Origin of the sequence: Streptomyces sp. NPDC085927, from assembly GCF_044540975.1 — a bacterium.
Taxonomy (GTDB): Bacteria; Actinomycetota; Actinomycetes; order Streptomycetales; family Streptomycetaceae; genus Streptomyces; species Streptomyces hirsutus.
Genome location: NZ_JBITSN010000009.1, coordinates 159473 through 171840 on the forward strand (window position 1 = coordinate 159473; position 12368 = coordinate 171840).

Here is a 12368-nt window from a genome sequence, read left to right on the forward strand (position 1 = left end):
GGCCGTGTCCTGGAAGAGGGGTGTGCGCCCCGGTCTGCCGGGGAAGGGGCGGTGCCCGGCCTCCCGCGGGCGCGGGCGGTGGTCCAGCGTGACCGTGGACACCGGTTCCGCCCGATTGTGAGGCCCTTCGCGCACATCGCGCCCCTCAGCCCCGACGGCCCTTCCGAACTGGGCGGATACGAACTGCTCGGCCGGTCGGGCAGGGCGGGACGGGCCAGGTGTACCTGGGCGAGTCGCCCGGCGGGGAACCGGCTGCCGTGAAGGTGATCAAGCCGTCCGTGGTCGACTCCGGGACGCGGACGCGGTTCGCGCAGGAAGTGGAGATCCTCAAGACGATCCGGGGCGCCCGGATCGCCGCTCTCCTGGACGCCGACCCGGACGCCGAGCGCCCCTGGCCGGCGACCGAGTACGTCGAAGGGCTCGACCTGAGCCGGCGTGTGGCCGCCCACGGCCCGCTCCCCGCGCTGCTGACGGCGGCGTTGGGCGCGACGCCGGCCGAGGCCCTGGTCACCGTGCACCGGCAGGGTCTGCTGCACCGTGACCTGAAGCCGGCCAATGTGCTGCTCGGCCCGAACGGACCGAAGGTGATCGATTTCGGGCTCGCGGTGTTCGCGGAGTCGAGTGTGGCGTACGGCCAGTGCCAGGATGCTGGGGTTCTCCACGGCGTGGACGACGGGTGCCGGATCAGAGGCGAGGGTGAACTCGCCCGGGACCCGCAGTTGGGCGAGGGTCGGACTGGTGGCCTGACCGACCTCGGCACAAACACGGGCCACACGGGCGAGCGGCCCTTCACCGGCCGGGCGTAGGCCACCGACGAGAACGGTGGCTGACAGGTCGTCGTCGGCGACGCCCGCGCGCGTCCACAAGGCGCGCCGGTCCGCCGCGGACTCCGGCACGGCGGTGTCGTGAAGAGTCGCCAGAGCACGAAGGACGAGGGTGGACAGGCGGGTACCGTCGTCGAGTGCGGGGGAGTCGCCCTTCAGGACCCGGGCAGCGAAGACGGGCAGGGGCTCGGTCTGGGCCGGGAGTTCCGCAAGCACGGTCAACGCGTCTGCGAGCAGGTTCCGGGTCAGGTCCGGTGAGCCACCGACCAGGCCGGTGGCTCGGCACGTCGCGGTCCAGGAGGCTCGCCCGACGGCCGGTTCCGGGTCGTCGGGCGAGCCGGACGCGGAGGGCGCTTCGCCTCCCTTCCCGTCAGCACTCCGTCGTGCCCGTCACGGGTAGTAGTGCGTGAGGGACTCGGCCGCACAGGCCGGTTTGGCCGAGTCCTCCAGCTCGAAGGTGAAGGAACGCGTCACCTGCACTCCGCCCCGCTTGACCGGTTCGACGGCGGCGACGGCCGCGTGCAGGCGGACGCGGCTGCCGACGGGCACGGGGGCCGGGAAGCGCACCTTGTTGACCCCGTAGTTGAGGGCCATGCCGACATCCCGCACCTCGAGCAGTTCCGAGAACATCGGGATGCCCCAGCTGAGGACCATGTAGCCATGGGCGATGGTCCGGCCGTAGGGCCCGGCGGCGGCGCGCTCGGTGTCGGTGTGGATCCACTGGTGGTCACCGGAGACCTCGGCGAAGGCGTCGATGAGCTCCTGGGTCACCGGCCTCCAGCCGGAGTGACCGAGATCCTGGCCGGCGAGACCGGTGATCTCCTCGATGCCGTGGACGATGCGGGGCATGGGCTGGGGGCCTTTCTGTGGTGCGGTGCTCCTGGGCGGTACGCGGTCAGGCGACGGCCATCGCGCCTGCCGGCTTCTCGTCCGTCTCATCCGTCTCGTCGTAGTTGCGGCGCTTGAGCAGGAACAGCATGCAGACGAGGGTGAGGGCGACCTGGAACAGGGCGTACGCGATCACGGCGGTGATGGAGCCGGTCTGGTTGAGCAGGAACTGTCCGACGATCGGCGTGGTGCCGCCGAGGATGGTGCCGCACAGCTGGTAGCTCAGGGAGATTCCGGTGTAGCGCAGATGCGCCGGGAAGCGGCTGGCGAGCAGACCGGCGAGGGCCGCGTAGTAGAGGCAGTGCGGGATGGTGGCGACGACCACACCGAGCATGGCCAGGGCGTAGTTCTCGGTGGCGATCAGCACGAACATCAGCGGCATCAGAATGAGCTCGGGCACCAGCATGACGGTGACCGCACGCGACATGCTCTTCATCTTGGTGGCGATGACGGCGCCGAAGGGCTGGACGAGGACCTGGGTGATGTTCGCGACCAGGAGGATCGTCAGGAACGAGCTGCGATCGAAGTCGAGGCTGCTGGTCGCCCAGGCCAGGGCGAAGGTCCCCTTGAAGTAGGTGGCCGACAGACCGATGGTGCAGGCGCCGATGCCGAGAGCGATCAGCCCGGGGTACTTGCGGAAGACCTCGAAGACCGGGATCTTCACGACTTCCTTCTTCTCGATGATGTTGGCCATCGCCGGGGACTCCTCAACCTTCATCCGGACGAGGAGTCCGACGAAGACGAGCAGGGCGGAGGCGATGAACGGCACACGCCAGCCCCAGGAGACGAAGTCCTCGTCGGGCAGCTGGCTGATCGCCAGGAAGCTGACGGTGCTGAGAGTGTTGCCGACCGGGGAGCCCTGCTGGGCGAAAGCGCCGTACAGGACCGACTTGCCCTTGGGAGCGTGCTCGGAGGCGATGAGGACGGAGCCGCCCCATTCACCGCCCAGGCCGATGCCCTGGAGCATACGGATCAGGATCAGCAGGATCGGAGCGGTCACACCGATGCTGGCGTAGCCGGGGAGCAGACCGATGGCGGTGGTCGATATGCCCATCAACAGGAGAGTGATGACCAGAGTCTTCTTGCGGCCGAGCCGGTCACCGAAGTGGCCGAAGATGATGCCGCCGAGGGGCCGGGCGAGGAAGCCGACCCAGAACGTGCCGAACGCGACGAGGGTGCCGACGGCGCCTTCGAGTTCGGGGAAGAAGACCTTGTCGAAGACCAGTGCGGCCGCGGTCCCGTAGATGTAGAAATCGAACCATTCGATGGTCGAGCCGATGAAGGCTCCGATTCCGGCTCTGCGCGCGGTTTTGTTCCGTCCCTGGCTTGGGGTGGTGCTCATGACGGCTCCCATGGGCAGCGGTGATCAGGGGAAATGGTGGGGGCGGGGGGCGGGGTCGCGGGCTCCGGAGGGCGGCGGCAACGCGCCGGCCATCGGGCGGGGCGTCCGTCCCGTGTGATGGCGCAACGCTGCCAGTCGCCGCCTATAGCGGTCCAATACCGAATAACGGATTCAGTGAGACGACTTGCGTCCCAGTGATCGCGATCCCCTCCCGGTGCGGGGCGGGGGCGGACGCGTCGGCGTCTACGGGGCGACGCGTTCGAACACCGCGGCCAGCCCCTGTCCGCCGCCGATGCACATCGTCTCCAGGCCGAAGCGCGCCTGCCTGCGGTGCATCTCACGGGTCAGGGTGGCCAGGATCCGGGCACCGGTCGCCCCGACGGGGTGGCCGAGCGAGACCCCGGAGCCGTTGACGTTGATGCGCTCGTGGTCGGCATCGGACAGCCCGAGGGCGCGGGTGCAGGCGAGGACCTGCGCGGCGAACGCCTCGTTGAGCTCGATCAGGTCGAGGTCGGAGAGCGTCAGTCCGGCGCGGTCCAGCGCGACGAGGGTGGCCTGCACGGGGCCGATGCCCATCGTCTCGGCGGGGACGCCCGCGCGGGCGAACGACACGAGGCGTACGAGCGGGGTCAGGCCGAGCCGCTCGGCGGTCTCCCTGGTGGTGACGAGGCAGGCGGCGGCCGCGTCGTTCTGACCGCTGGCGTTGCCGGCCGTGACGGTGGCCTCCGGATCGGAGGCGCGCGTGATGGGCTTGAGGCCTGCAAGTTTCTCGGCGGTCGTGTCCGGGCGGGGGTGTTCGTCCGTGTCGACCACGACATCACCCTTGCGGGTGCGTACGGTGACGGGCACAATCTCGTCGTCGAACAGGCCCTCGGCCATGGCCCGTGCGGTGCGCTGCTGCGACCGCAGGGCGAGCGCGTCCTGGTCCTCGCGGCTGATGGCGAACTCGCGGCGCAGGTTCTCGGCCGTCTCGATCATGCCACCGGGGATGACGTGGTGCTCCCCTCCCGCCGTGACGCGGCCACGCGCCAGGGAGTCGTGCAGCTGGAGTCCGACGCCGCGGATTCCCCACCGTCCCTCGTGCGTGTAATAGGGCGCCGCGCTCATCACGTCGACGCCGCCCGCCACGACCACCTCGCTGAAGCCGCACCGGACCTGCATGGCGGCGTCGAGTACGGCCTGCAGGCCCGAGCCGCAGCGCCGGTCGATCTGCACGCCCGTCACCCGGTCGGGGAGACCGGCGTCGAGTGCGGCGACCCTGCCGATGGCGGGGGCGTCGGCGGTGGGGTAGGCGTGGCCGAGGACGACCTCGTCGATGCGCTCCGGGTCGACGGCGCTCTCACGGACGACGGCCGAGATGACATGCGCGGCGAGAGCCGCGGGACGCTGACCGGCGAGCGCACCGCCGAAGCGGCCGATGGGAGTCCGCAAGGGGGCGCAGATGACGACATCGGTTCCCGCCGCCGGCGTCGGCCGAGGGGGATTCACTGGCTGTTCGGACATGCTGAGGGGGGGCCTTTCCGGTCAGGCAGACAACGGCGTCTGGGCTGACCTTCGCATTCTCCTGTCGTCTAATTCCAATACTCAGTTGCTCGTTGACTGATACCGATTCCGTCTTATTCCGCTGCGCAACCGGACGGCGTGGGCAGGGCCTCCTCGGCGACGGCGAGGACGCTGCGCAGCGCGGCAGAGGGGTTGTCCGCCCGCCAGGCGAGAGCGGCGTGCAGCCGCACGGGATCCCCGTCGAGGGGCCGGTAGACGAGGCCCGTGCCCTGGACGTGCTGAACGGACGTCAGGGTGAGGGTCACGCCGACGCCGGCCGCCACCAGCGCCAGGATGGTGTGCGAGTCGGGCGCCTCCTGGGTGACCCGCGGGACGATGCCCGCCTTCTCGCATGCCTCCGTCATGGCGTCGCGCAGGCTGGATCCCGCGTTGGCGGGAAAGGTGACGAAGGGTTCTTGGGCGAGGTCGGCGAGCGCGATGCGCTCCTGGCGGGCGAGGCGGTGGTCCGACGGCAGGGCGCAGATCAGCTCCTCCTCGTATATCACCCGGGTCCGTACGCCGGGACGGCGAGCGGGGAGCCGGACGAATCCGAGATCGAGGGTGCCCTCGGCGACGCGGGCGAGGGCGGTGTTCGCGTACGTCTGCCCGGCCAGGACGAGCTCGATGCCCGGATGAGAGGCGCGGACGGCGCGGGTGAGCAGAGGCAGCGCCTCGTGGCTGGACGCTCCGGCGAATCCGACGGTCACCCTGCCGAACTCCCCGCGGCCGGCCGCTTTGACCGCGCGGGTGGCGAGGTCGAGGTCGCGCAGCACCGTGCGGACGGGACCGAGGAAGGAGTCCCCGGCGCTGGTGAGCCGCACGGACCGCGTATTGCGTTCGAAGAGCTGTACGCCGAGTTCCTTCTCCAGCTGCCGGATCTGCTGGCTGAGCGGCGGCTGCGCCATCTGGAGCCGCCGGGCGGCCCGCCCGAAGTGGAGTTCCTCGGCGACGGCCACGAAGGCGGTCAGGTAACGCAGTTCCACGGAGGCTTCTCCCTTGCCGCCTTCGGCGCAACACAGCATTGATCTGATTGACGTCTTGATCTCACCTTAATTCGGTATTGGACGGCAATCAATGGCTCCTGGCACGGTGTGACGCGACACCCGCACCCCTCCGAGGAGCTTGCCACCCGTGGACCGATCCGTGGACTCCGCCCCCGTCGGCTCCCAGGGAGCCGACGTCGCCGTCGCGTCTTTGGCTTCCGCGAGGAACCCGGGCGGCGGCGCGGACAAGACGATGTCGATGAGAGAGGCGATCGCCGCCTTCGTGCACGACGGCGACACCGTCTGTCTGGAGGGTTTCACCCATCTCATCCCGACCGCGGCCGGACACGAGATCATCCGCCAGGGCCGCGAGGACCTCACCGTGGTCCGCATGACCGCCGACATCGTCGTGGACCAGATGCTGGCCGGAGGCTGCGTGTCCCGGTTGGTGTCCTCCTTCGTCGGCAACTCGTCGGCCGGTTCGCTCGGAGAGCTGCGCCGGCGCGTGGAGCGGGCGGATCCGGAATCGCTCGTGTTCGAGGAGTACAGCCACCACGGGATGGTCTGCCGCTACCTGGCGGGCGCGCAGCGGCTGCCGTTCTTCCCGCTGCGCAGCTACGCGGGCAGCGACCTGACGAAGGTCAACGACAGCCTGCGCAAGGTGACGTCGCCCTACCCGGGACCCGACGGCGAGCCCGAGCAGATCTATGTCGTGCCGCCGGTGAACCCCGATGTGACGATCATCCACGCCCAGCGCGCCGACCGCAGCGGCAACACCCAGGTCTGGGGCCTGACCGGCGTCCAGGCGGAAGCCGTGTACGCGGCCCGCAGGGCCGTCGTGGTCGTCGAGGAGGTCGTCGACGACGAGGTGGTGCGTTCCGACCCCAACCGCACCGTGATCCCCGCGCACGCCGTGGACGCGGTGGTCGAATGCCCGCGAGGCGCGCACCCGTCGTTCGCCCAGGGCTACTACGACCGCGACAACGCCTTCTACCGCGCCTGGTCGGCCATCAGCAAGGACCCCGTACGGCTGCGGGAATGGATGGCCGAGTGGGTGTACGGCACGAAGGACCACGCCGAGTACACCGCGAAGCTCGGCGAGGAGTTCTGGGCCTCCCTCGCGGTGGGCGAGGCCATGAGCCTGCCCGTGAACTACGGGCGACGGCTGTGACCGCCGCACGACCGGCGCGCCACCGGACCGCACCCGAAGGAGAGCCCGAGATGACCACCGCGACGATGACGACGACCGACGCGTCACAGGACGCACCGGAGGTCACCTCGTCCGAACTGCTCGCTGTCGTGGCGTCGCGCGCCCTGGCGGGGCGGCGCACCGTCTTCGCCGGTATCGGGCTGCCCACCCTCGCGGCGTCGCTGGCCCACCTGACGGTGGCGCCCGGTCTGGAGATCGTCTACGAGTCCGGGGTGTGCGGCGCCCATCCCTCGCGTCTGCCGGAGACCATCGCGGACGCCGTGCTGATCACCGGCGCCGAGGCAGTGCTGACGATCCCGGCACTGTTCGGCTACGTCCTGCAGGGCGGGCACATCGATGTGGGCTTCCTCGGGGCTGCGCAGATCGACAAGTGGGGCAACCTCAACTCGTCCGTGATCGGCGACTGGCACTCCCCCGACGTACGGCTTCCCGGCTCCGGCGGAGCGATGGAGGTGATGGCCAACGCGCGGGAGGTCTTCGTGGTGATGCGCCGCCACACCCCGCGTTCGTTCACCGAGAAGCTGGACTTCTGCACCTCCTCGGGACCCGACCGCGCTCTGGCCGACGGCATCCGCCCGCTCGGCGCGGGCGTCACCCGGGTGATCACCGACCTCGGTGTGCTCGAGCGCCGGGGCGTGGGCGACGAGTTGCGGCTCGTGGCCGTGCACCCCGGGGTGACCGTGGACCAGGTGCGGGAAGCCACCGGTTGGGACCTGCGGGTCGCCGAGGACGTGACCGTCGTCGCCCCTCCCTCGGACTCCGAACTCCGCCTGCTGCGCGAGGATGTCGACCCCGGTCGCGTCTATCTGCGCTGACCGGCCGTGGGATCCCCGAGCCGAACCGTACCGAAGCGGGAGACAACCTGTATGCGCATCAGAATCGTCGGTGCCGGTGTCATGGGCCGCGGAATCGCCCAGTGGGCGGTGACGGCCGGACACACCGTCGAACTCGGCGACGCCCGTCAAGAGTCCGTGGACGACGCCGTCCTCTTCATCCGCACGATGCTCGAACGGGCCGCGGAGAAAGGCCGGATGAGCGCAAAGGCCTCGGAAGCCGCCGTCGGGCGCCTGGTCCCGGTGGACTCCCCGGCCGCTCCCGGTGACGACGTGGAGCTGGTCATCGAGGCCGTCCTGGAGGACCTCGACGTCAAGACCGCCCTCTTCCGGCAACTGGAGGAGGTCCTGCCCGCCTCCACCGTCTTCGCGACGAACACGTCGTCGCTGCCCGTCACCCGGATCGCCGCCGGACTGACGGACCCCTCCCGCCTGGTCGGACTGCACTTCTTCAACCCGGTCCCGCTGATGAAGGTCGCCGAAGTCGTCCCCGGCGCCCTCACCCGTCCCGGACTCCCGGAGAAGCTCGCGGAGACGGTGCGGGCCGGCGGGCACGCCGCCGTCATCGTGGCGGACACCCCGGGCTTCCTCGTCAACCACGCCGGGCGCGGGCTCGTCACCGAGGCCCTCGCCCTCCTCGAGGAGTGCGTCTGCGACACGGCCGGCATCGACCGGATCGCCCGTGACGTGCTCGGGCTGCGCATGGGTCCGTTCGAGCTGATGGACCTCACCGGGCTCGATGTGACGGCGACCGTGATCGACACCATCTGGGAGGGCTTCCGCCACTCCGACCGGCTGCGTGCCTCGTACCTGACCCCCAACCGCGTCGCAGCCGGACTGCACGGACGCAAGACCGGGCGCGGTTTCTACACCTACGGCTCCGCCGCGCCCGCGGCGGAGCCCGAACCCGCCCTCACCGGGGACGCCTCCCGTCCCGTGCACGTACCCGGTGACAGCGGCGACGCCGCGGCGCTGCGGGACGCGCTGACCGCCTCCGGTACGACGCCGGGACCGCTCACCAAGGACGCGCTCGTCCTCGTACCGGTGTGGGGCACCTCCGTGGCCGCCGCGGTCGCCGCGCTGGGACTGCCCGCCGCCCGTACCTTCGGCGTCGATCCCCTGTCCCTCGGCACGTCACGCCGGGTTCTGTCGGTGACCCCGGCGGCCGACCCGGAGGCCGCCCGGGACGCGCGCGCCGTCCTGGCCGGCGGCGAGCACCGTGTCACCCCGGTGCGTGACACGGCGGGTTCCGTCGCGCAGCGGCTGCTCGCGTCGATCGTGTCCGTGGCGTCGTCCATCGCGGAGCGCCGGATCGCCGCCCCGACCGACATCGACACCGCCGTCACGGCCGGCCTGGGATACCCGACCGGGCCGCTGGCCTGGGGCGAACGCGTCGGCGCCGGGCGCATGCTCGACCTCCAGCGTGCCCTGCACACCACCACCGCGGACCCCCGTTACCGCCCCACCCGGTGGCTGACGGAGCGGGCGCAGCTCGGTCTCCCCCTCACCGAGCCGGGTACCGATCCCGCCGTGCACTGAACCACCCACTGAAGGAGAAACACCGTGCTGACAAGGGACTTCGGGCTGACCGAGACCCAGCGGGACTTCCGCGCCCTGGCGGCGGAGTTCGTCGACAACGAGATCGTGCCGCACACCCGCGACTGGGACCGGGCCGAGCGGGTCGACCCCGGTATCGCCAAGCGCCTCGGAGACCTCGGCATCCTCGGGCTGATGCTTCCCGAGCAGTACGGGGGTGTCGAGGCCGACATGCTGTCGTACGTACTGGTCACCGAGGAACTGGGGCGGGGCGACTCGTCGGTGCGCGGCATCGTGTCGGTCTCGCTGGGGCTGGTGTCGAAGACCATCGCGTCGCACGGTACGGACGAGCAGAAGGAGAGCTGGCTGCCCCGGCTCGCCGCGGGTGAGGCGATCGGCTGCTTCGCCCTCACCGAGGCGGGCACCGGGTCCGACGCGGGTTCCCTCACCACCCGCGCGAAGCGCGACGGCGACGACTGGATCATCGACGGCGGCAAGATGTTCATCACCAACGGCACCGTCGCCGCGGTCGCGTTGACGTTCGCCCGGACCAGCGAGAAGGGCATCACGGCCTTCCTGGTTCCGACGGACACGCCGGGCTTCACCGCCACGGAGATCCACGGCAAGCTGGGGCTGCGGGGCCAGGCGACCGCCGAACTCACCTACGAGTCGGTGCGCGTGCCCGACTCGGCCCGCCTCGGCGAGGTGGACCGGGGCCTGGGCATCGCGCTCGGTGCCCTCTCACGCGGCCGGATATCGGTGTCGGCCGGCGCGGTCGGCCTCGCCCAGGGCGCACTCGACGCAGCGGTGCGCTACTCCACGGAGCGCACCCAGTTCGGCAAGCCGATCGCCTCCTTCCAGCTGGTCCAGGAGCTCCTCGCGGACTCGGCCGTCGACGTGCAGACCGCCCGGCTGCTCACCCACCACGTGGCCCGGATGGCGGATGCCGGCGCCTCCCCGAAGGAGTACGCCACCGACGCCTCCGCCGCGAAGTACCACGCGAGCGAGACGGCGGTGCGGGTGAGCAACAACTGCCTGCAGGTCTTCGGCGGTTACGGCTTCATCGACGAGTACCCGGTCGGCAAGTACCTGCGCGACGCGCGGGTGCTGACCCTGTACGAAGGCACCAGCCAGGTGCAGAAGCTCATCATCGGCCGCGCCCTGACCGGGGTGGACGCCATGGTCTGACCCGGCCGACGCGGCCGGGCCGCGCCGGTCGGCGTCCGGGCCCGGCGGAACTGACACCCACCCTTGCGTCCCACCGAGGAGTGCGTTGAGGAAGCGCCCGACCGACCAGGTGGCCGAGCTTCTCGTCTCGCTCGTGGAAGATCGACCGCGCACTCGCCGACGATCTCGACGGGCGCTGACGACCCGGCTGACTGTCCATCGGCGTCGCCGCTGCCGTCCTGAACCGGCCGCGCCTGACAACCCGCGGCGCGCCACTGCTGTGCGCGGGCACGCCCCACCGCGCCGCCGAGTTCGCCGTTGTCATCGCGACAGGAGTGGTAGCTACCCGACCCCGTAGAGAGTCGCCAGATCAACCAGGAGCAGATCCTCGCGACCGGCCGCGGCCTCGACCAGGTCCGGATAGAACCCGTGCAGGGAGAACAACGCCAGGGTGGTGCCCGTGGTGTCGTACCCCTGGCCGGCGAGCAGGGTACGGATGCGTTCCAGGCGCTGCAGGTCGCCGGTACCGCGGCGGGCGGCGGTGGCCTTGGCCTCGCCAAGGAGGGCGATCCGGGCACGGGGAGCCTGCGGACGCTCGCCCAGGGCCAGGGCGATGACGTCGACCTCGTGCTTGGTACGGGCCCCGGGGTCCGCCACCTCGGTGGTGCCGACCGGGCCGGGCAGGCCGCCGGAAAGCAGGGTGTGGGCGTAGCGGCGGGTGAAGGCGCGGGCGAGGTCCTCGAAGTGGGGGCCGAGGATCTTGGAGTTGAAGGACGGCGCGGCGGCCTGCCACGCCTCTTCGGCGAAGCCCTGCTCGACGGTGGACGCCTGCGGCAAGGTGATCAGCTGATTGAAGCGGATGACGGGGTCGGCCAGGGTGATGACGGGGTGGCGGGGACGCAGGATGTCCTGCTCGCGCTGGATGTAGCCGGTGGATTCCAGGACGTCGAGCGGGTGGGTGACGGCGTTGCGCTGCCGTTCCAGGGCCGCACCGATCTTGCTGGGGGTGGTGGCACCCTGGGCGATCGCGGTGAGGATGTCGTAGTACAGGGTGTGCTGGGTGATCCGCGGATCCTCGCGCAGCAGATACTCGGTCTCCGTGCGCGAGTACACCGCACGCCCCGGGTCCAGAAGCGTCCGCGTCAGCCAGGGGCGAAGCCGTCGTTGGGGTGCGGGCGGGCCGCCACCGGCCGGTAACCGGGAGCGCCCCCGAGGACGGCGTGCACCTGCAGGGCGGTCAGCGGGTCGTCGATCTGCCAGAACGCGCGGCCGGCCCGGTAGTCGAAGGCCCCCAGGCGCAGATCGATCACCGCGCGGCCGCGCAACGGCTTCGTCCCCGACAGCAGTTCATACGTGACGCTCATCGCGGACCCGCACAGGATCACCCGCGCTCCAGGTCCGGGCCCGGTGTCCCGCTGGCGCTCGTCGTAGAGCTGCTGGAGCAGGCCGGGGATCTCGGGAGAGTGCTGGAGGAGATACGGAAACTCGTCGATCACCAACAGCGGAGTCCGTGCACGCGCGGTGACGTCAAGGGCGTTGGACAGGACCTCACGCCAGTCGGTCAACCGCAGCGTGCCGGGCTGCAGACCGGCGTGGGCCGCGATGGCGTCGCTGAACCGCCGGATCGCCGGCAGCCGTCCTTCCTCCCGCACCGCGGTGACGTACAGACCCCCGACCCTCTCGGAGAGCGCCTGCAGCAGATACGATTTCCCGTGCCGCCTGCGCCCCGACACGATCCCCAGGCGCATCGCCGGATCCGGGTCCGTGACGAACTCGGTGAGCAGACCCCACTCACGCTCACGGTCGACCACGTCCTCGGGCTTGGCAAGCATGCTCTCGTGCACCGGAACTCCCCACCAGCCCAGATCGACTACAACATGTCTAAGTCTATTTAGACGGAATCCGTCCATCTTGACTTTGCTGATGGCCGGCAACAGAGATCACTAGCGGTGATCGCCGCAGAGCTGTGCCAGCGGCTCCCCGACAAGGCAGTTACGGGGCATCGCAACACACTGTTCCCGTCGGCCTCGCCGACGGGAGTCG

9 protein-coding genes and 2 pseudogenes are annotated in these 12368 nt (G+C 70.5%); 5 read left to right on the top strand and 6 right to left on the bottom strand.

Annotated features, from left to right (window positions below):
• Positions 1-218: 218 nt before the first annotated feature.
• Positions 219-806: a protein kinase gene (locus tag ACIF80_RS23685; RefSeq protein ID WP_399807912.1), complete on the top strand. Its 588-nt coding sequence runs from the start codon at positions 219-221 to the stop codon at positions 804-806.
• Between the two features lie 51 nt (positions 807-857).
• Here the strand turns inward: ACIF80_RS23685 and ACIF80_RS23690 are convergent.
• From ACIF80_RS23690 to ACIF80_RS23710, 5 genes and pseudogenes are all read right to left on the bottom strand, one after another.
• A pseudogene (locus ACIF80_RS23690) lies at positions 858-1094 on the bottom strand (TIGR02679 domain-containing protein); the annotation flags it as partial.
• A gap of 120 nt (positions 1095-1214) precedes the next feature.
• Positions 1215-1673: a MaoC family dehydratase gene (locus ACIF80_RS23695; RefSeq protein ID WP_399807915.1), complete on the bottom strand. Its 459-nt coding sequence runs from the start codon at positions 1671-1673 to the stop codon at positions 1215-1217.
• A gap of 46 nt (positions 1674-1719) precedes the next feature.
• Positions 1720-3054 (bottom strand): MFS transporter, encoded by a 1335-nt coding sequence (locus tag ACIF80_RS23700; RefSeq protein WP_399807918.1) that lies wholly within the window; start codon positions 3052-3054, stop codon positions 1720-1722.
• Positions 3055-3297: 243 nt separating this feature from the next.
• Entirely contained in the window at positions 3298-4557 is a 1260-nt protein-coding gene (locus ACIF80_RS23705) for an acetyl-CoA C-acetyltransferase (protein ID WP_399807921.1), read from the bottom strand.
• Positions 4558-4670: 113 nt separating this feature from the next.
• Positions 4671-5579, bottom strand: a complete 909-nt coding sequence (locus ACIF80_RS23710; RefSeq protein WP_399807924.1) for a LysR family transcriptional regulator — start codon at positions 5577-5579, stop codon at positions 4671-4673.
• Positions 5580-5832: 253 nt separating this feature from the next.
• Here ACIF80_RS23710 and ACIF80_RS23715 point away from each other — a divergent pair, with 253 nt between their 5' ends.
• Genes ACIF80_RS23715 through ACIF80_RS23730 form a run of 4 tightly spaced genes read left to right on the top strand, consistent with a single transcriptional unit; the run spans position 5833 to position 10346 of the window.
• A complete protein-coding gene (locus ACIF80_RS23715; protein ID WP_399808244.1) occupies positions 5833-6750 on the top strand; it encodes a CoA transferase subunit A in 918 nt (305 codons plus the stop codon).
• 50 nt (positions 6751-6800) lie between these two features.
• Positions 6801-7604, top strand: coding sequence for a CoA-transferase subunit beta (locus ACIF80_RS23720; RefSeq protein WP_399807927.1), 804 nt, complete (start codon positions 6801-6803; stop codon positions 7602-7604).
• Positions 7605-7655: 51 nt separating this feature from the next.
• Positions 7656-9161: a 3-hydroxyacyl-CoA dehydrogenase gene (locus ACIF80_RS23725; RefSeq protein ID WP_399807930.1), complete on the top strand. Its 1506-nt coding sequence runs from the start codon at positions 7656-7658 to the stop codon at positions 9159-9161.
• A gap of 24 nt (positions 9162-9185) precedes the next feature.
• Positions 9186-10346 (top strand): acyl-CoA dehydrogenase family protein, encoded by a 1161-nt coding sequence (locus ACIF80_RS23730; RefSeq protein WP_399807933.1) that lies wholly within the window; start codon positions 9186-9188, stop codon positions 10344-10346.
• 321 nt (positions 10347-10667) lie between these two features.
• Here ACIF80_RS23730 and ACIF80_RS23735 read toward each other — a convergent pair.
• Positions 10668-12157 (bottom strand): annotated as a pseudogene (locus ACIF80_RS23735) (ATP-binding protein).
• Between the last annotated feature and the right edge of the window lie 211 nt (positions 12158-12368).

What these genes read in the sequence shown, in the direction of transcription:
- ACIF80_RS23720 (WP_399807927.1), top strand. Translation starts at nt 6,801, where the DNA reads ATGACCACCGCGACGATGACGACGACCGACGCGTCACAGGACGCACCG.
- ACIF80_RS23725 (WP_399807930.1), top strand. Translation starts at nt 7,656, where the DNA reads ATGCGCATCAGAATCGTCGGTGCCGGTGTCATGGGCCGCGGAATCGCC.
- ACIF80_RS23700 (WP_399807918.1), bottom strand. Translation starts at nt 3,054, where the DNA reads ATGAGCACCACCCCAAGCCAGGGACGGAACAAAACCGCGCGCAGAGCC.
- ACIF80_RS23695 (WP_399807915.1), bottom strand. Translation starts at nt 1,673, where the DNA reads ATGCCCCGCATCGTCCACGGCATCGAGGAGATCACCGGTCTCGCCGGC.
- ACIF80_RS23715 (WP_399808244.1), top strand. Translation starts at nt 5,833, where the DNA reads ATGTCGATGAGAGAGGCGATCGCCGCCTTCGTGCACGACGGCGACACC.
- ACIF80_RS23705 (WP_399807921.1), bottom strand. Translation starts at nt 4,557, where the DNA reads ATGTCCGAACAGCCAGTGAATCCCCCTCGGCCGACGCCGGCGGCGGGA.